We start from the raw sequence: 19,357 nt of genomic DNA, 5'->3' as shown, positions 1-19,357 counted from the left end.
TAGCCGCGAAGAATCCAACGCGGTGCATGGCACCGGCTGCGCCGGTGTTCGCGGCTAAAGCCGCTCCCACAGGGCCCTGCTAATTCAATGAGTTATGTGCAGTTCTATGGGGGCAGGCCTTTCAGGCCTGCATCGCCGTCACGAACTGGCGCACCATCGAACCTGCATCCCGCCTGCAAGCCATCGCCACAGTACTCTTACACCCTCCTTCCAGCGCCACGAAGCTGACTGAGGCTGGCGCAATCTCACGCATGCATTCCGGCAACAACGCCACCCCAAACCCCGCCTGAATCAGCTGCAACTGGGTGGTCTTGCGCGACAGCACCTGCGCCGCGCGCGGGAAAAAGCCTGCCTCCATGCACATCGAGGCCGACAGGTAGCTCAGCCCGCCACGGTCCCGGTGCGGAATGGAAATGAAGCGCTCTTCCCGCAGTTGTTCCAGTTTCACCTGTGGCGCGCTGGCCAAGGGATGCGCGGCGGCGACCGCCAGCAGCAGGGGTTCGCTGAACAGTTCATGCAGCACCACCCCTTCATGCTGGCGCAGCACCGGCAAGCGCAGCAGGCCGATATCCAACCGCCCGGCAGCGATATCCTCCAGTTGCGCCTCCGACGACTGCTGGGCAATTTCCAGCGAAACCCCTGGGTTGTCGCGCAAGTAGCCGCCCAGGCGAGCCAGCAACGGGCCGGTCAGCGGTACGGTACTGGAGTGGTTCAGGCGCAGGCTGCCCTGCAACCCTTCGCCAATATCGCGGGTAACCCTCTCGGCCTGCGCCAGGTCGGCCAGCAAGCGCCGCGCCCGTTCCAGGAAGGCCTGGCCAGCCAGTGTCAGCCGCGGCAGGCGCGCTGTGCGCTCGAACAGCGGCGTGCCCAGTTGCTGCTCCAGTTCCTTGATCTGCCGGCTCAGCGCCGACTGGGCGATGTACAGCCGCTCGGCGGCAGCGCTGAAGCTGCCGCATTCGGCGATTTCCACGAAGTAACGCAATTGGCGGATCGACGTCATGTCATGCCTTTTCGAGATGAGTGTGGCGACAAAGGCATATTAGTCGGCATGGCTCATGGCTGGCTAACCTTTGCCTGTCTTCCCAGGAGCTGCTGCCATGCTCGCCCAACTGTCGTTTTCCGGCCTTGACTGGCTGTCCATCCTGCTTGGTGTCGGCGCTGCCTACATCGTCTTCGGCATCGCCGGTTTCGGCACCGCGCTGGTGGCCGGCCCAGTGCTGATCCACTTCATGCCGCTGTCGCGGATCATCCCGCTGCTGGTGCTGCTGGACTTCGTCGCCGCCTTCGGCAACCTGTTGCCCTCGCGCCGTGATGTCGTGCGCGGCGAACTGCTGCGGCTGCTGCCGTTCATGGCCATTGGCTGCACGCTGGGCGTGGTATTCCTGCTACAGCTGAAGTCCGACCTGTTGCTGCTGCTGATGGGCCTGTTCGTCACGGCCTATGCCTTGTACGGGCTGGCGGTGAAGGTGCGGCCGGCCAGTTTGTCGGGTTTCTGGGCAATGCCGATGGGCACGGCAGGCGGGCTGTTCGGTGCCTTGTTCGGCAGCGGCGGCTTCCTTTATGCCCTGTACCTGAGCGCGCGGCTGGAGGTGAAGGAGCAGGTGCGCGCTACCCAGAGCGCGCTGATCAGTTGCAGTACGGTGGTGCGCCTGACACTGTTCCTGATCGCAGGTGTCTATGCCGACCAGAACCTGCTGCTGCTCGCCGCCTGCCTGTTGCCGGTCATGCTCGTCGGCCTCTGGGTAGGGCGCAGGCTCACCCACCGGCTGTCCCGCGAAGCTTTCGTGCGCCTGGTCACCTGGCTGGTGCTGGCCAGCGGCCTGGCGCTGATCGGTCGCTACCTGAGCGCCTGAGCAGGCGGTAGAATTGCGCCAATACCGCAGTTTTTTCAGGCTTGTCCCGTTCATGAACACCCAGAGCATCATCGTTCCCAAGCTGTCTACCGTCCCGGTGCACGAAGCCCGGGCCCGCGCCATCCTGCGCTGGCTGGTGCGCGAGAAAGTCGTCGAGGAACAGCTGACCACCTGTGGCCGCACCGGCAACCGCATGGGCCATGCCCTGGCCGAAGGTGCCCGCAAAGTGGCCCTGCACCCGCAGAAACTGCCCTTCGGCGAGCAGGTCAACGGCCTGGAGGTAATGCTCAAGCGCTGCATCTATACCCCTACCGAAGGTTTCCTCGAAGAGGCCGGTTGCCCCGAGTGCCGGCGCGAGGTGGGTGAGCCGCTGTTCGAAAGCCTGGAAGAATGGATGCCGGCGGTGAGCGACAACTTCACCTGCCCGTTGTGCGGCTTCGAAGATGACATCAATGGCTTCATTTACCTGCAGCCATGTGCCTTTTCCAACCTGGGGTTCATCTTCAACAACTGGGGCGAGGCCGGGTTCACCCAGGCCTTTCTCGACAGCTTCGCCGACTGGCTCGACCAGCCGGTGACCGTGGTACAGGTAAAACTGCCACAAGGCTGACCGAAGGCCCTTATTTTGCATTGAGCGGCGCGCCGTGCATGAGTATAATGGCGCGCTTCCATTTTTCCCGCCCGGGAGCCCCCGCGATGCTGCGTATCAGCCAAGAAGCCCTGACCTTCGACGATATCCTCCTTGTACCTGGCTATTCCGAGGTACTGCCCAATGAAGTCAGTCTCAAGACCCGTTTGACCCGCGGCATCGAGCTGAACATTCCGCTGGTTTCCGCTGCCATGGATACCGTGACCGAAGCGCGCCTGGCCATTGCCATGGCCCAGGAAGGCGGCATCGGCATCATCCACAAGAACATGACCATCGAACAGCAGGCCAGCGAAGTCCGCAAGGTCAAGAAGTTCGAGGCTGGCGTGGTCAAGGACCCGATCACCATCGACGCCGACGCCACCGTGCGCGACCTGTTCGACCTGACCCGCCTGAACAACATCTCCGGCGTTCCGGTGCTGGCGAACGGCGACCTGGTCGGCATCGTCACCTCCCGTGACGTGCGCTTCGAAAGCCGCCTGGACGCCAAGGTCCGCGACGTGATGACCCCGAAAGAGCGTCTGGTCACCGTCCGCGAAGGCGCCGACAAGAACGAAGTCCGTGAGCTGCTGCACAAGCACCGCCTGGAAAAAGTCCTGATCGTTGACGACAAGTTCAACCTCAAGGGCATGATGACCGTCAAGGACATCGAAAAGGCCAAGGCCTACCCGCTGGCCAGCAAGGACGACCAGGGTCGCCTGCGCGTCGGCGCCGCGGTCGGCACCGGCAAGGACACCGGCGAGCGCGTTGCCGCCCTGGTGGCTGCTGGCGTTGACGTGGTGGTGGTCGACACCGCCCACGGTCACTCCAAAGGTGTGATCGACCGCGTTCGCTGGGTCAAGGAAACCTACCCGCAAGTGCAGGTGATCGGCGGCAACATCGCCACCGGCGCTGCCGCCAAGGCTCTGGCCGAAGCTGGCGCTGACGCGGTCAAGGTCGGTATCGGCCCGGGCTCGATCTGCACCACCCGTATCGTTGCCGGTGTCGGCGTGCCGCAAATCAGCGCCATCGCCAACGTTGCCGCTGCACTGGAAGGCACTGGCGTGCCGCTGATCGCCGACGGCGGCATCCGCTTCTCGGGTGACCTGTCCAAGGCCATCGTCGCCGGCGCTTCCTGCGTGATGATGGGTTCGATGTTCGCCGGTACCGAAGAGGCTCCGGGTGAAGTCGAACTGTTCCAGGGCCGTTCCTACAAGGCCTACCGCGGCATGGGCTCGCTGGGTGCCATGGCACAGGCGCAAGGCTCGTCCGACCGCTACTTCCAGGACTCCTCGGCCGGCGCCGAGAAGCTGGTACCGGAAGGCATCGAAGGCCGTGTTCCCTACAAGGGCGCCCTGGCCGCGATCATCCACCAGCTGATGGGCGGCCTGCGTTCGTCCATGGGCTACACCGGCAGCGCAACCATCGAAGAGATGCGCACCAAGCCGGAATTCGTGCGCATCACCGGTGCCGGCATGGCCGAGTCCCACGTGCATGACGTGCAGATCACCAAAGAAGCCCCTAACTACCGCGTAGGCTGAGGCTTCAAGCAATACAAGCATGCGGGGCTGTCATGACAGCCCCGCGTCGTTTCCGATTTCCACTGACGAGATTGAGTCATGGCCCTCGACATTCACGCTCACCGCATCCTGATCCTCGATTTCGGTTCCCAGTACACCCAGCTGATCGCCCGCCGCGTGCGCGAAATCGGCGTGTACTGCGAGCTGCATCCGTTCGACATGGACGATGAAGCGATCCGCGAATTCAACCCGCGCGGCATCATCCTCGCCGGCGGCCCCGAGTCGGTCCACGAAGCCAACAGCCCGCGCGCCCCGCAGGCGGTGTTCGACCTGAACGTACCCGTGCTGGGCATCTGCTACGGCATGCAGACCATGGCCGAGCAGATGGGCGGCAAGGTCGAAGGTTCCGACCTGCGTGAATTCGGTTATGCCCGCGTGGACGTGGTCGGCAAGAGCCGCCTGCTCGACGGCATCGAAGACCACATCGACGCCGACGGCGTACTGGGCCTGGACGTGTGGATGAGCCACGGCGACAAGGTCACCCAGATGCCGGGCAACTTCCACGTACTGGCCAGCACCCCGAGCTGCCCGATCGCCGGCATGTTCGACGACGCGCGCGGCTACTACGGCGTGCAGTTCCACCCGGAAGTGACCCACACCAAGCAGGGCGGTCGCATCCTGTCCCGCTTCGTGCAGGACATCTGCGGCTGTGAAGCCCTGTGGACTCCGTCCAACATCGTCGAAGACGCCATTGCCCAGGTGCGTGAGCAGGTTGGTTCGGCCAACGTCCTGCTGGGCCTGTCCGGCGGCGTCGACAGCTCCGTCGTTGCCGCACTGCTGCACCGCGCCATCGGCGACCAACTGACTTGCGTATTCGTCGACAACGGCCTGCTGCGCCTGCACGAAGGCGACCAGGTGATGGCCATGTTCAAGGAGAACATGGGCGTCAAGGTCATCCGCGCCGACGCTGAAAAGCAGTTCCTCGACAACTTGGCCGGCGAAGCCGACCCGGAGAAGAAGCGCAAGATCATCGGCCGCACCTTCATCGACGTGTTCGATGCCGAAGCCAGCAAGCTGGAAAACATCCAGTTCCTCGCCCAGGGCACCATCTACCCGGACGTGATCGAATCGGCTGGCGCCAAGAGCGGCAAGGCCCACGTGATCAAGTCGCACCACAACGTCGGTGGCCTGCCTGAGGAAATGAACCTCAAGCTGGTCGAGCCGCTGCGTGAACTGTTCAAGGACGAAGTGCGCAAGATCGGCCTGGAGCTGGGCCTGCCGTACGACATGGTCTACCGCCACCCGTTCCCGGGCCCGGGCCTGGGCGTGCGTATCCTCGGTGAAGTGAAGAAGGAATACGCCGACATCCTGCGTCGCGCCGACCACATCTTCATCGAAGAGCTGCGCAAGGCCGACTGGTACCACAAGACCAGCCAGGCATTCGTGGTGTTCCAGCCGGTCAAGTCGGTTGGCGTCGTTGGCGATGGCCGTCGCTACGCCTGGGTCGTGGCCCTGCGTGCCGTCGAGACCGTGGATTTCATGACCGCGCGCTGGGCGCACCTGCCGTACGAACTGCTGGAAACCGTCAGCGGCCGTATCATCAACGAAATCGACGGTATCTCGCGCGTTACCTACGACGTGTCGAGCAAGCCGCCGGCCACTATCGAGTGGGAATGATCCCGCGTCCGGCATAAACCGGCAGCGACTTGCGTACAAAGTCCAGAAGCCCGCTTGATTGCGGGCTTCTGGTTTTAGCAGTCTGACAATTTGGCAGGCTGGCTCCGGTCGGAACCTTTTTCTGGTCCTTGTTCGCTATCGAATACCCAAAGCCCGAAGCCACGCATCGACCTGCCCAAACGCATCTAGCTGCCACTGTTCTGGGGTGCGATCGCCCAAGATCTGTGTTTCTTCAACAAAGCCGCGTACACAAGTGGGGCCAAAGCCCTCTACGCAGTCGAACTTTTTGGCGATAAATGTATAGCCGGCCTTTCCACTGGCTCATTTCGACCATTTCAGTTTCTCTTGTCGAAGAAAATCAGCCGCCTCGCGTCCTCGCTCTCCCGATTTGGAGAGATCAAGGTAGGTCTGCACAGGGCTGGTGCAAATGACTCCGGGGGCGGGCTCCACGATGTCGTCTAATAATCCTTGATCATCAAGCAGATAAACGATCACGTTCTCCCCTTTGTTACTGGGAGATAGTTTCAGAGTCGAGCGCAGTTTTTCCATCCCCTGCAAATCGGCGTAGAAGTAGTGGGTTCCAGTGCGTCCATACGGTGCCAGCCACATTGCTGCGGTAAACGAAGCCATTGCTGCAGTTACTTTCCCGTCTTGCTGTGGATGAAGCGTACGGATAGCTTCGTCAAACAATGCGCCATGCAGCGTCGTGTAAAAGCCTATTCGTTTGTGTGGGGGCGGTTCGTAATCCTCGCGCCAGGCATCGAGTAAAGCATCAGGATCAGACAGGAATATCCCTTGCTCTGAGCGTTCGGCCCACTCACGGTCCAGCAGCCCTGAGCGAACGTTGCTCACCAGGCCGAGACTGACACCAGCTGCTTCCGCCAGCTCAGCAACTCGCCATGGGTGCGCAGGCTCACGCAGAAGGCGCCGTAATACCTGAGCTGACTTTGGCTTGAACAAGGAGCGCAGTTCACGTCGTTCGGCTGTTGGTTTGCTGGCGACCTGACGAGAAATGAAGAACGTGCCAAAGGCAAACCGGGCATTCCCCTCCAGGTCGAGATACGCGACGTTGTACTGCCTGCACAATGCTTGAGCTTCGACTGACAAATAGGGCGCGATCAGTACAGGGACTACCGACTCAGGCTGGCGCCGTACATAGTCCTGTAGATGGAGTAGCGCAGCGCGAACATGACGAGGTTGCGCATTTGATTTCACCTCAGCTACCAGTGTGTGCCGTTCGCCGAATACCTCGAGTTGGGCGACCAGGTCTATTTCGTCGTTTCGCTTGGCTAAGCTGACTTCCAGCCGCTCGGCAGCCGGGACCTCGGCCAGGATGCTGCGGAGTGCATCGGCAGACCGCTCTTCAATTTTCATTGGATCTGCTAATTTCATCATCCGTTGAAAATAGGGCTTTTAATGAAAATCTGTCAAGTTTTTCAGTCGAATCACCAATTTCAGCGCTTGTTGAAAACATCTTTTTGACTGAAATTCGAGATACAGGGAGCCTGGAACCCTACTCGGCCCCGGGAGAATGCCCGAAATACGCCTTGTAGGCATGGCAGAAATTGGCAGGGTTGGCGTAGCCGACATGGTAGGCAACCTGCGATACCTGCCATCGACGCTCCAGCAGAAGGGCGCGGGCCAGTTCCATTCTTTGTTGCCGAACGTATTGCAGGAGCGACCGGCCGTATTCGTGGCTGAACGCGCGGCGCATGGTGGTTTCGCTCACCCCCAATTGGCGAGCGAGGGCTGCAGCAGTGGGCGGGGCGTTCAGGTTTTCGTCGAGCTGGCGGCGCGTTTCAACGGCCAGATCGCGGCGCCCCCGGTCCTGAATCTTCTCGGCAGACCTGTGCCCGATCAGGTGGTTGGCCAGCTCCAGCACGATGGCCAGGCTCAGGCTCTCGCAATGCAGGCGCCTGAGCCCGCCGGTGTAGGGCGACAGATAGAGCTGCTGGAACAGGCGGCTCACCGCTGGGCACTGTGGCAACTGGTCGAAGCGCATGCCATCGGCGACCAGCGCCAGCAGAGGCTTCAGCTGCGCGTCGTCCCGGGCCAGCTCGTGCAGGTAATCGCCAGCAATACGTACCCCGGCCATACGGGCGTGACTGTTGGCGGGCAATTGGTCCTGCGCCTCCAGGCTTTCACCAAGGCCCAGTATGTGCAATTCGCCAGGGGCATAACTGTTGAGCCTTCCGTCCACCGTGTGCTGCCACGCCCCGTCGAACACCTGCACGATGCACAGGCTTTGCGGCAGCACTTTGTCGATCTTCAGCGGCTCCGGAAATTGCAGGTTGCAATCGAAGTACTGCAACCCGTCGTGTACCGTCTGCGCCCGATAGTGGCCGGACGCGCTGCCCATCACCCGTGCGCTGCTCGCGTCCAGTACACCGGCCTCGGCGAGTGACCCGGGGCTATCGAATGAAAAGTCGGTGTCGAGGTAGGGGCTGATCGATCGCATGTGCGCTAGGCATCCTTGGCTGAGGGCGGCATGGCCGGAAATGGTAACGCGTGCACATTTTCAGCGACAGCCATTGTGCGCACGGCGCTGTCTGTTGTGCGAACCGGTCAGCGGGGTTGGCTATTCGGACCAGGCTTATTTCAATGGGCGTTTGTTCCGATTCAGGATGGAAAAGACATGCTCGCTTATCGCAAATGGACTGCCCTTCTGGTGGCTGCGCTCAGCCTGTGGCTGGGCCAGGTTCACGCTGAAGAACGGCCGGAAGTGGCTGACCAGGTAATTGCCTACACGGGGACGCAAGGTGCCAAGGTGTGGACGCTGCGCATCGGTGAACGCGCCGCCAACGAAGCGCTGGTACAAATCGAGGGCGTCGATCACGACTGGAACATGCGCATCCAGAAAATGCAGGTGGAGAAAACCAGCAGGGATACCCGTTACTCCACCACCGTGGATGGCAAGAAATACGTTGTGCTGATCATCCAGGGCAACTGGGGCGGCGAACTGTATCTGCCGGGTGAGGCTCAGGCAATGCAGGTCGGCTATTCGGAAGGGCTGTCGCATCAGGGCAATGCCCAGGCATTCCTTACCGATTACCTGGCAGCACAGAACACGGAGGCGCAATGACCATGGGCGAGTTCAACGACCCGCTGTCCGAACTGTCTGGCTCGCTCGGCCAGGACTATGAGCAAAGCCGTGCCGCCCAGCGCGACCGAGTGATCGCTGAGCTCAAGCAAGTGATCGAGCGCGTGCCCGAGCAGAGCGAGTTCACCAACTCCCGGCGTTACCGGGTCTGGGGGCCAATATTGTTGCTGGGTTCCCTGATCATCACGGCCGTGACATTCAACCCTGAACGCTTGGGGGCAGTTGCAGCTGGTGTCTTCATCACCTTGATTGCAGCAGCGGTGACCTGGCAACACCGTAATGCCGGTACCCAGGTATTCATGCGCCTGACCCGCCGGCAATTGTTTGTCGATACGCTGGATGCACCGGTAGACCTGGCGGAAGTGGAAGACGTTTCGGTCAAGGATGAAGGGCTGGTCATGGTGCAGACGCTGGAAATGAGCAGCGAAGCCGTCCTGCCAAAGCATCATGTGGTGAAACTGCAGTTCTTCGGTAACCAGGCCATGGTGTTGAAGAAACCGCGACCGCAGATCCGCATCATGTCCGCAGGCCTGGCGAGCAACGGACGCAAGCTGGGGAACGAGGAAGTGCTCGCGCTGCTGGCGGCCTACCGCGATGCGGCACATGCGCAACGGCAACTGGATCTGTTGCAGACCGATGGATAACGGCGAACGCGAAGCCCACCTCGCGTACCTGCAGGAGCAGGCTGATGGCCCCACCGACAGCTTTGTACTGCTGGAGCGCTCGCTCGGCAAGGCGCTGGCCTGCGCTGTGATTGGCCTGCTGTTCGGTGCACTGGGGATATGGCTGACCGCTCTGGCGGTGCAGTTCAGTCCCGGTGCCAGCAGCGGTGTCCTCTGGCTGATGTCTGGTTTCGGTCTCGGCCTGGCCGGCGTCGGGGTGGCGGGGCTAGCCTGCGCCGTCGTGCTATACCGCCGGCACGGCAAGCGAGTGCTGAGCGTAACGCCAGATACCCTGTGCTTCGCCAACGCGCAGGCGCCGACCCCACTGCATTCCTTCGACGGTTTCGAGGTCGAGCAGGGTTACTTCACCACCCGGCTGATCTTTACCGTGTCGGCGTTCAGCCATGCACCAGCGCTGGCACCGGCCTGTTTCAGGGCGCTGGCCTCGCCTGACGCGGTGGTCGTCGCGGGCGGCTTGCGCGTCAGGCTGTGGTTGTGCACGCCCGTCGTGGCCGGGCGACGCCTTGGCCTGCAGGAACTGGTGGATCTGCTTTATGCCTATGTGCAAGCGGCCCAGGCCAGGCGTACGTTGGCGCAGTTGTATCCGGGCGTGGCGCGTCTGGGTGAAGCGGCCAGATGAGCCTGATCGTGACCATTGGCGCTATGGGGCAATGAGGCGCTTCGGTTGGGGCCTGATCCTGCTGCTGCTGCCACTGGTGCTGTTCGGCTGGGGTAAAGTGCAGTACTGGCGGGCTGACACGGCGCAGGATCAGGCCCGGACCATACGGCAATGGCTGGCTGCCCCCAGTGAGACGTTGCTACGGCAATTGCCGTGGGAAGCCCGCAAGGAGCTTGCCAGGCATCTCGATCCGCGGCAGGCCCTGCAGCGCCAACTGGACCTGCTCGATGCGGATCGCCACTGGGTAAGCGTACGCAAGATGATGGCCAGTGTGAGCTGCTGGCTGGCGGTGGCCGCTTTGCTGGCAGGCCTCTGGGCCTGGCTCAAGCTGAAGTTGGACGCCTGGCGGGCGCTGCGTTCTGCGGCCTACCTGCATGAGCGCATGATGGCCAGCTGGCAGGGCCTGGGCTGTTGCTTGAGCATTTACATGGTCATGCTTGCCGGTTCGCTTTGCCTGTCGTTGCTCTACGAGGCAAGTTCCGGAGCGAGCCGCGCAGCGCAGGGCGGCATGACGGTGCTGATCGTGGTGCTGCCGCTGGCCTCTGTTCTGGTTGTGTGTGTTCGCCAGGTCTGGCGAATGCGTCGGCAGTGGCCGCTGATGCAGTCTCCGACCGCCAGTTTTCTAGCCCGCCCGCTCGGCAGGCAGGCGACTCCAGCGGTGTGGCAGTGGATCGAGACCTTGGCAGCGCAACTGCACGCGCCGGCCCCGGACCATATCGTGGTCGGGCTTGACCAAGGGTTTTTCGTCACCAGCGTCCCGATCCTGCTGCAGCCCGACGGGCAGGTCCTCAGGGGGCGCACATTGTATCTGCCTCTACCTTGCCTGGCCGCCTTGAGCCAGGCCGAGGCGGCCTCGATCATCGGTCACGAACTGGGCCATTTCAGGCGCCGTGATACGGAGCGGGGCAGCGAAACCAGTGCGCGATTCAGCCTGATGTGCGCGCATTATTCGGCCATGGTCGGCGACGAGGATGCTCCGCGCTGGGTGGTTCGGCCCACCTTGTGGCTGGCCGGGCAGTTCTTGCACCATTTCCAGCTTGCGGTTCATCACTGGGGGCGTGCACAGGAATTGCTGGCTGATCGGGCAGGTGCCGAGGTCGCTGGCCCGAAGCTGTTCGTACAGGCGCTGTTACGGGTGATTGCCCTGGGTCAGGTGATCGACGGCTTGTTGGTCGCACACGGTGGCAGCAACCTTTTGCAGGCGCTGGCGGCGCACCTGCAAGGCACGCCGTTGCAACTGGGCGAGGAAGTGTTGGGGCTGGCCACTACTCATCCGTTCGATACGCACCCCGACATAGCCACGCGTCTGAACAACCTGGACATCCTGCTCGACCCGCACTTGCTGCAGGTGGCCTTGCGCGTGCCGTCCGTTGGGGACCAGCAATGGTTCAACGACCTTTGTCTGGCCCCCGACAGCACGTGCGATAGCAAGGCTGCTGGTAGCATCCAAAGAGACTTCACTTAATATTTCCCATTTGCAGGTGTATCGTATTCGCCCTTCATCGTCAGCCATGCTGGCAGCTTGATTGCGCAGAACACGAGGTACCCGCACCGATGTCCTTCACCCGTCGACAAATGCTCAAGGGCCTGACCGGCCTGGTTGTGGTTGGCCTGGGCGCCGGTGGCGCGGCGCGTTACTGGCTGGGCAAGGTCGAAGATGACAACGCCGGCCATGACTACGAGCTGATCGCAGCGCCCTTGGACGTGGAACTGGTGCCTGGGCACAAGACCGAGGCCTGGGCCTTCGGCCCGTCGGCACCGGGTACCGAACTGCGCGTGCGCCAGGGTACCTGGCTGCGGGTGCGCTTCATCAACCACCTGCCGGTCGAAACCACCATCCACTGGCACGGTATCCGCCTGCCGCTGGAAATGGACGGCGTGCCCTATGTGTCGCAACTGCCGGTCAAGCCGGGCGAGTATTTCGACTACAAGTTCCGTGTGCCGGATGCCGGCAGTTACTGGTACCACCCGCACGTCAGCAGCTCCGAAGAGCTGGGCCGTGGCCTGGTCGGCCCGCTGATCGTCGAGGAGCGCGAGCCGACCGGCTTCCAGCATGAGCGCACGCTCAGCCTGAAGAACTGGCACGTGGACGAGCAGGGCGCCTGGTTGCCGTTCAGCATCCCGCGTGAGGCGGCGCGCAACGGCACCGCCGGGCGCCTGATCACCATCAATGGCCAGGCCGATTCGGTCACCGAGCTGCCAGCCGGCCAGGTTGTGCGGGTGCGTCTGCTTAACCTGGACAACACCTGGACCTACCGCATCAACCTCAAGGGCAACTGCGAGGCAAGAATCTATGCCCTGGACGGCAACCCGGTAACCCCGCGCCCATTGGACGATGACTACTGGCTCGGCCCAGGCATGCGTATCTGCCTGGCTATCCGTATTCCCGAGGCGGGGGAGGAGATCTCCCTGCGCGACGGTTTCGTGCGCCTGGGCACCCTGCGTTCGGTGGCCAGTAACGACGCGCCGAGCGACTGGCCGCCGGCGCTACCGCCCAACCCGATCGCCGAGCCGGACCTGGAGAATGCCGAAAAGCTCAACTTCAATTTCGAGTGGGCGGCGAAAGTCTCGGTCACTACGGACCAGGATAGGCCGTCGAGCATGTGGCAGATCAACGGCCAGGCCTGGGATATCACCGACAAGACTTGCGCCGATCGGCCGATTGCCACGCTGAAGAAGGGCAAGAGCTACATCTTCGAGCTGAAGAACATGACCCAGTACCAGCACCCGATCCACCTGCACGGCATGAGCTTCAAGGTGATCGGCTCCAACCGCCACGACATCAAGGAGCCGTGGTTCACCGATACCTACCTGCTGGGCAAGAACGAGCGCGCCCAGGTGGCGCTGGTGGCGGATAACCCGGGCACCTGGATGTTCCACTGCCACGTCATCGACCACATGGAAACCGGCCTGATGGCCGCGATCGCGGTGGTCTGATGCGCCCGCAGATCATCGATCGCAGCCGCGATCAGGAATTCATGCGCCTGGCCCTGGCCCTGGCCGCCGAAGGCGCGGCCATGGGCGAGGTGCCGGTGGGCGCGGTACTGGTGCAGCATGGGCAGGTGATCGGGCAGGGCTTCAATCGGCCGATCATCGACAGTGACCCCAGTGCGCACGCCGAGATGGTGGCCATTCGCGCGGCGGCGAAATCCGCCAGCAACTACCGGCTGCCCGGCAGCACCCTGTATGTGACCCTGGAACCGTGCAGCATGTGTGCGGGGTTGATCGTGCATTCGCGGGTGATGCGGGTGGTGTACGGCGCGCTGGAGCCCAAGGCGGGGATCGTGCAGAGCCAGGGGCAGTTCTTCGGGCAAGGCTTCCTGAACCACCGGGTGATGGTGGAGGGCGGGGTGCTGGCGGAGGAGTGCGGGCAGATCCTCAGTGACTTCTTCAAGGCTCGCCGGGCCAAGTCTTGACCTGTTCCGGCCCCTTCGCGGGTAAACCCGCTCCCACAGGAATACCACTATCTTCAAAACCTGTGATGTACCTGTGGGAGCGGGTTTACCCGCGAAGAGGCCGGTGCAGGCCTACATCGGCGGCGACTGCTCTGCCGGCTTGTCCTTGTTCACCCCGGGCACATGCAGGCTGCCCTCGGCCACCTGGCCTTCGAGCTGCGGCTGGGTCACCCAGGTGAGGATGTCGTAGTAGCGACGGATGTTGGCCACGAAATGCACCGGCTCGCCGCCACGTGCATAACCGTATTTGGTCTGCCGATACCACTGCTTCTGCGAAAGCCGCGGCAGCATCTTCTTCACGTCCAGCCACTTGTTCGGGTTGAGCTTCTCGCGCTTGGCCAGGGTGCGGGCGTCTTCCAGGTGGCCGGTGCCGACGTTGTAGGCGGCCAGGGCGAACCAGGTGCGGTCCGGTTCCTGGATGCTATCGTCGAGCTCTTCCTTGATCTTCATGAAGTACTTGGCGCCGCCCTGGATGCTCTGCTTCGGGTCCAGGCGGTTGGACACGCCCATCGCCTGGGCGGTGCGCTGGGTCAGCATCATCAGGCCGCGCACGCCGGTCTTGGAGGTGACCTCGGGCTGCCACATCGATTCCTGGTAGCCGATGGCGGCCAGCAGGCGCCAGTCCACCTGCTCGACCTTGGCGTAGCTCTTGAAGTGCTTCTCGTACTTGGGCAGGCGCTGCTGCAGGTGCTGGGCGAAGGTGTAGGCACCCACATAGCCCAGTACGTCGACATGGCCGTAGTAGCGGTCCTTCAGGCGTTGCAGGGTGCCGTTCTTCTGTGCCTTGTCGAGGAACTCGTTGACCTCGTTGAGCAGGCTGTTGTCTTCACCGGCCGCTACCGCCCAGCGCTGGTCGCGGGTGTCGCCCAGGTCGAAGGCAACCCGCACGTTGGGGAAGTACACCTGGTTCATCGCCAGCTCGTTGGAGTCGACCAGGGTCAGGTCGATCTGGCCTTCGTCGACCATGCGCAGCAGGTCGACCACCTCGACGGCGTCGGATTCTTCGTATTCCAGGCCCGGGTACTGCTTTTTCAGCTCGGCCAGCTGGTCGGCGTGGCTGCTGCCCTTGAGCACCATGATCTTCTTGCCGACCAGGCCCTTGGCGTTGGTGGGGCGCGTGCGGCCGTTGCGGTAGATGACCTGTGGGGTCACTTCCAGGTAAGGGTGGGAGTACCTGACCTGGGCCTTGCGCCGCTCGCTGGTGACCAGGCCGGCCGCTGCCAGCACCGGGCCGGAGGGCTTGCCGAGGCTGTCGTACAGCTCGTCGAGGTTGTCGGCGGTCTCGATCTGCAGCTTCACGCCGAGATCCTCGGCGAAATGCTGGACCAGCTCGTACTCGAAGCCGGTTTCGCCGTTGCGGTCCTGGAAGTAGGTAGCCGGGCTGTTGCGGGTGATCACGCGCAGCACGCCATCCTCCTTCACGCGCTCGAGGGTGCTGGGTTTTTCAACGCAGGCACCGAGCAGCAGAAAGAGTCCGGTTGCGAAAAGCCATCTGGCGCAACGCTGGCGCAAAGCAGTGTGGGCGAACATAGGTTGCAGTATACGCAAAGGACTGGCCCAACCATATCTCGACAACTGTTAGCTTGTCTGGTAGCGCTTTATGTGCAATGGCGGCCTGGTCCCCTTGTAGGAGCGGCCTTGTGTCGCGATGGGGCGCGCAGCGGCCCCGGGATATTTGCGGCGGAGCTGAAAATCCGGGGCCGTTGCGCGCCCCATCGCGACACAAGGCCGCTCCTACAGGGCGAGCGAGGCAGGTGTATTTTTTTGACCCGCAAGTCCGGTTCCGCCGCCCGGCAGCCGTGGCTTAGAGCGGGTGCCGAAACCCTTCGAATTAGGCTAGAATGCACGGCCTCTAAGCACACCCCTTCCTGAGGCTGTCCCGACGATGTTGATCCTGCGCGGCGCTCCTGCCCTTTCTGCCTTTCGCCACGGTAAATTACTCGAGCAACTGAGCCAGAAAGTCCCCGCTGTTACTGGTTTGTATGCCGAATTTGCCCACTTCGCCGATGTCGACGGCGAGCTGACCGCCGACCAGCAGCAGGTGCTGGGGCGTCTGCTCAAGTACGGCCCGAGCGTGCCGGTACAGGAGCCGAGCGGCCGCCTGTTCCTGGTCGTGCCGCGCCTGGGCACCATTTCGCCGTGGGCCAGCAAGGCCAGCGACATCGCCCACAACTGCGGCCTGCAGTCGATCCAGCGCCTGGAGCGCGGTATCGCCTACTACGTTGCCGGCAACCTGAGCGAAGCCGACGCCGAACTGATCGCCGCCGAGCTGCACGACCGCATGACCCAGCGCGTGCTCGGCCAGCTGGAGCAGGCCGCTGACCTGTTCAGCCATGCCCAGCCCAAGCCGATGACCTCGGTGGACATCCTCGCCGGTGGCCGTGACGCCTTGGCCAAGGCCAACATCGACCTGGGCCTGGCCCTGGCCGAAGACGAGATCGACTACCTGGTCAACGCCTTCCAGGGCCTCAAGCGCAACCCGAACGACATCGAACTGATGATGTTCGCCCAGGCCAACTCCGAGCACTGCCGCCACAAGATCTTCAACGCCAGTTGGGACATCGACGGCCAGGCTCAGGAAAAGAGCCTGTTCGGCATGATCAAGAACACCTACCAGATGCACAACGAAGGTGTGCTGTCTGCGTACAAGGACAACGCCTCGGTGATCGTCGGCAACGTTGCCGGCCGTTTCTTCCCGAACCCTGAAACCCGCCAGTACGGCGCGGTGCAGGAGCCGGTGCACATCCTGATGAAGGTCGAGACGCACAACCACCCGACCGCCATCGCCCCGTTCTCCGGCGCCTCCACTGGCTCCGGCGGTGAAATCCGCGACGAAGGCGCGACCGGCCGTGGCGCCAAGCCCAAGGCAGGCCTGACCGGCTTCACCGTTTCCAACCTGCGTATCCCGGGCTTCGAACAGCCGTGGGAGCAGGCCTACGGCAAGCCTGAGCGCATCGTCGACGCCCTCGACATCATGATCGAAGGCCCACTGGGTGGCGCTGCGTTCAACAACGAATTCGGTCGCCCGGCGCTGACCGGCTACTTCCGTACCTTCGAGCAGGCCATCAACACCCCGCACGGTGAAGAAGTGCGCGGCTACCACAAGCCGATCATGCTGGCCGGTGGCATGGGCAACATCCGTGAAGACCACGTGCAGAAGGGCGAGATCACCGTCGGCGCCAAGCTGATCGTGCTCGGTGGCCCGGCCATGCTGATCGGCCTGGGCGGCGGCGCCGCTTCGTCGGTGGCTACCGGTGCCAGCTCGGCTGACCTGGACTTCGCTTCGGTACAGCGCGAAAACCCGGAAATGGAGCGCCGTTGCCAGGAGGTCATCGACCGCTGCTGGCAGCTGGGCGACAACAACCCGATCGCCTTCATCCACGACGTTGGCGCCGGCGGTATCTCCAACGCCTTCCCTGAGCTGGTCAACGACGGTGGCCGTGGTGGCCGCTTCGAACTGCGCAACGTGCCCAACGACGAGCCGGGCATGGCCCCGCACGAAATCTGGAGCAACGAATCGCAGGAGCGTTACGTGCTGGCGGTCAGCGCCGTCGACTTCGAGCGCTTCAAGGCAATCTGCGAGCGTGAGCGTTGCCCGTTTGCCGTAGTGGGTGAAGCGACTGAAGAGAAGCACCTGACCGTAAGCGACAGCCATTTCGGCAACACGCCGGTAGACATGCCGCTCGACGTACTGCTGGGCAAGCCGCCACGCATGCACCGTTCGGTTACCCGCGAAGCCGAGCTGGGCGATGACTTCGACCCGAGCAAGCTGGACCTGGACAACGCCGTTCAGCGCGTCCTCAGCCACCCGGCCGTGGCCAGCAAGAGCTTCCTGATCACCATCGGCGACCGCACCATCACCGGCCTGGTAGCTCGTGACCAGATGGTCGGCCCGTGGCAGGTACCGGTGGCCGACTGCGCCGTCACCGCCACCAGCTTCGACGTCTACACCGGTGAAGCCATGGCCATGGGCGAGCGTACCCCACTGGCGCTGCTGGATGCCCCGGCGTCCGGCCGCATGGCAATTGGCGAGACACTGACCAACCTGGCTGCCTCGCGCATCGAGAAGCTGTCTGACATCAAACTGTCGGCCAACTGGATGTCTGCCGCCGGCCACCCAGGTGAAGACGCCCGCCTGTACGACACCGTCAAGGCTGTCGGCATGGAGCTGTGCCCGGAGCTGGGCATTACCATTCCGGTCGGCAAAGACTCGATGTCGATGAAGACCAAGTGGAGCGACGAGGGCGTCGAGAAGAGCGTTACCTCGCCAATGTCGCTGATCATCACCGGCTTCGCCCCGGTCACCGACATCCGCAAGACCCTGACCCCGCAACTGCGCATGGACAAGGGCGAGACCGACCTGATCCTGATCGACCTGGGCCGCGGCAAGAACCGCATGGGCGCCTCGATCCTGGCACAGACCTACGGCAAGATCGCTGCCCAGGCACCGGACGTCGACGACGCCGAAGACCTGAAGGCGTTCTTCGCCGTGATCCAGGGCCTGAACGAAGATGGCCACCTGCTGGCCTACCACGACCGCTCCGACGGCGGCCTGGTCACCACCGTGCTGGAAATGGCCTTCGCCGGCCACTGCGGCCTCGACCTGCACCTCGACCCGCTGACCGACAGCCAGGGCGACGTGCCGGCCATCCTCTTCAACGAAGAGCTGGGCGCGGTCATCCAGGTTCGCCAGGATGCCACCCCCGATGTACTGGCACAGTTCAGCGCCGCTGGCCTGGGTGAAGGCTGCGTCGCGGTGATCGGCAAGCCGGTCAACAACGGTGAAGTGTCCATCAGCCTGAACGGCGAAGTGCTGTTCGACGACGACCGCCGCATGCTGCAGCGCCAGTGGGCCGAGACCAGCTACCAGATCCAGCGCCTGCGCGACCACGCCGACTGCGCCGACCAGGAATTCGACCTGCTGCTCGAGGAAGACAACCCGGGCTTGTCGGTCAAGCTGGGCTTCGACGTCAACGACGACATCGCCGCGCCGTACATCAAGAAGGGCGTGCGCCCGCAAGTGGCCATCCTGCGCGAGCAGGGCGTCAACGGCCAGGTCGAGATGGCAGCCGCCTTCGACCGTGCCGGCTTCGCCGCCATCGACGTGCACATGAGCGACATCCTCGCTGGCCGTGTCGACTTCGAGGCCTTCAAGGGCCTGGTCGCCTGCGGTGGCTTCTCCTACGGCGACGTGCTGGGTGCCGGTGAAGGCTGGGCCAAGTCGGCGCTGTTCAACAGCCGCGCCCGTGACGCCTTCCAGGCCTTCTTTGAGCGTACCGACAGCTTCGCCCTGGGCGTGTGCAACGGTTGCCAGATGATGTCCAACCTGCACGAGCTGATCCCGGGCACCGAGCACTGGCCGCACTTCGTGCGCAACCGCTCGGAGCAGTTCGAGGCGCGTGTGGCCATGGTCGAAGTGCAGAAGTCCAACTCGATCTTCCTGCAGGGCATGGCCGGTTCGCGCATGCCGATCGCCATCGCCCACGGTGAAGGCCATGCCGAGTTCGCCAGCGAAGAAGCACTGCTGGCAGCCGACCTGTCCGGTTGCGTGGCCCTGCGCTACGTCGACAACCACGGCAAGGTCACCGAAGCCTACCCGGCCAACCCGAACGGCTCGCCGCGTGGTATCACCGGCCTCACCAGCCGCGACGGCCGCGTGACCATCATGATGCCGCACCCGGAGCGCGTGTTCCGTGCTGTGCAGAACTCCTGGCGCCCGGATGAGTGGCAGGAAGATGCCGCGCTGATGCGTATGTTCCGTAACGCACGGGTGTGGGTGAACTAAG

The 19,357-nt window shown here is 63.1% G+C and carries 15 protein-coding genes; 11 read left to right on the top strand and 4 right to left on the bottom strand.

What is annotated here, in order from left to right:
* Window positions 1-121: 121 nt before the first annotated feature.
* The gene (locus tag ACGLHT_RS13365) at window positions 122-1,000 is read right to left on the bottom strand and encodes a LysR family transcriptional regulator (RefSeq protein WP_274078575.1); all 879 of its coding nucleotides are present in this window, start codon (window positions 998-1,000) and stop codon (window positions 122-124) included.
* Between the two features lie 97 nt (window positions 1,001-1,097).
* On the opposite strand from ACGLHT_RS13365, the gene ACGLHT_RS13360 reads away from it, so the two are divergent.
* The 4 genes from ACGLHT_RS13360 to guaA all read left to right on the top strand — a co-directional run bounded on the left by ACGLHT_RS13360 (window position 1,098) and on the right by guaA (window position 5,675).
* Window positions 1,098-1,853, top strand: a complete 756-nt coding sequence (locus ACGLHT_RS13360) for a sulfite exporter TauE/SafE family protein (protein ID WP_137163085.1) — start codon at window positions 1,098-1,100, stop codon at window positions 1,851-1,853.
* 52 nt (window positions 1,854-1,905) lie between these two features.
* Window positions 1,906-2,463: a sugar ABC transporter ATPase gene (locus ACGLHT_RS13355; RefSeq protein WP_075043909.1), complete on the top strand. Its 558-nt coding sequence runs from the start codon at window positions 1,906-1,908 to the stop codon at window positions 2,461-2,463.
* An 86-nt stretch (window positions 2,464-2,549) separates the two neighbouring features.
* Window positions 2,550-4,019 (top strand): IMP dehydrogenase, encoded by a 1,470-nt coding sequence (gene guaB, locus ACGLHT_RS13350; protein WP_013971138.1) that lies wholly within the window; start codon window positions 2,550-2,552, stop codon window positions 4,017-4,019.
* Between the two features lie 78 nt (window positions 4,020-4,097).
* Window positions 4,098-5,675 carry a glutamine-hydrolyzing GMP synthase gene (guaA, locus tag ACGLHT_RS13345; protein WP_013971139.1) on the top strand — a complete coding sequence of 526 codons (1,578 nt, stop codon included), beginning with the start codon at window positions 4,098-4,100 and terminating at the stop codon, window positions 5,673-5,675.
* 321 nt (window positions 5,676-5,996) lie between these two features.
* Here guaA and ACGLHT_RS13340 read toward each other — a convergent pair whose 3' ends face one another.
* Together ACGLHT_RS13340 and ACGLHT_RS13335 are read right to left on the bottom strand one after the other, a co-directional pair.
* Window positions 5,997-7,049, bottom strand: coding sequence for a type IV toxin-antitoxin system AbiEi family antitoxin (locus ACGLHT_RS13340; protein ID WP_256220388.1), 1,053 nt, complete (start codon window positions 7,047-7,049; stop codon window positions 5,997-5,999).
* A gap of 139 nt (window positions 7,050-7,188) precedes the next feature.
* Window positions 7,189-8,133: a helix-turn-helix transcriptional regulator gene (locus ACGLHT_RS13335; RefSeq protein WP_274078577.1), complete on the bottom strand. Its 945-nt coding sequence runs from the start codon at window positions 8,131-8,133 to the stop codon at window positions 7,189-7,191.
* 177 nt (window positions 8,134-8,310) lie between these two features.
* On the opposite strand from ACGLHT_RS13335, the gene ACGLHT_RS13330 reads away from it, so the two are divergent.
* The 6 genes from ACGLHT_RS13330 (at window position 8,311) to tadA (ending at window position 13,532) form a co-directional block, all read left to right on the top strand.
* Window positions 8,311-8,757, top strand: a complete 447-nt coding sequence (locus ACGLHT_RS13330; protein ID WP_274078578.1) for a hypothetical protein — start codon at window positions 8,311-8,313, stop codon at window positions 8,755-8,757.
* Complete coding sequence (locus ACGLHT_RS13325; protein ID WP_025337884.1) at window positions 8,754-9,419, top strand: hypothetical protein; 666 nt, start codon at window positions 8,754-8,756, stop codon at window positions 9,417-9,419. Before ACGLHT_RS13330 ends, ACGLHT_RS13325 begins: the two co-directional genes overlap by 4 nt.
* Window positions 9,379-10,077: a hypothetical protein gene (locus ACGLHT_RS13320; RefSeq protein WP_274119707.1), complete on the top strand. Its 699-nt coding sequence runs from the start codon at window positions 9,379-9,381 to the stop codon at window positions 10,075-10,077. Before ACGLHT_RS13325 ends, ACGLHT_RS13320 begins: the two co-directional genes overlap by 41 nt.
* A gap of 76 nt (window positions 10,078-10,153) precedes the next feature.
* A complete protein-coding gene (locus ACGLHT_RS13315) occupies window positions 10,154-11,581 on the top strand; it encodes a M48 family metallopeptidase (RefSeq protein WP_274119706.1) in 1,428 nt (475 codons plus the stop codon).
* A gap of 89 nt (window positions 11,582-11,670) precedes the next feature.
* Entirely contained in the window at window positions 11,671-13,053 is a 1,383-nt protein-coding gene (locus ACGLHT_RS13310) for a multicopper oxidase family protein (protein WP_137163090.1), read from the top strand.
* The gene (gene tadA / locus ACGLHT_RS13305; RefSeq protein WP_063911428.1) at window positions 13,053-13,532 is read left to right on the top strand and encodes a tRNA adenosine(34) deaminase TadA; all 480 of its coding nucleotides are present in this window, start codon (window positions 13,053-13,055) and stop codon (window positions 13,530-13,532) included. The genes ACGLHT_RS13310 and tadA overlap by 1 nt, the downstream gene beginning before the upstream one ends.
* A 111-nt stretch (window positions 13,533-13,643) precedes the next feature.
* Here the strand turns inward: tadA and mltF are convergent, their stop codons facing one another.
* Window positions 13,644-15,101, bottom strand: coding sequence for a membrane-bound lytic murein transglycosylase MltF (mltF, locus tag ACGLHT_RS13300; protein ID WP_013971158.1), 1,458 nt, complete (start codon window positions 15,099-15,101; stop codon window positions 13,644-13,646).
* Window positions 15,102-15,456: 355 nt separating this feature from the next.
* Between mltF and purL the strand changes: the two genes are divergently transcribed.
* Entirely contained in the window at window positions 15,457-19,356 is a 3,900-nt protein-coding gene (gene purL / locus ACGLHT_RS13295) for a phosphoribosylformylglycinamidine synthase (RefSeq protein ID WP_274119705.1), read from the top strand.
* The last annotated feature ends 1 nt before the right edge of the window (window position 19,357 follow it).

The organism is Pseudomonas sp. PsB (assembly GCF_043658375.1).
Lineage (GTDB): Bacteria > Pseudomonadota > Gammaproteobacteria > Pseudomonadales > Pseudomonadaceae > Aquipseudomonas > Aquipseudomonas putida_Z.
Note: the sequence above shows the minus strand (reverse complement) of the source record. Positions and strands in the feature narration are given on the sequence as shown.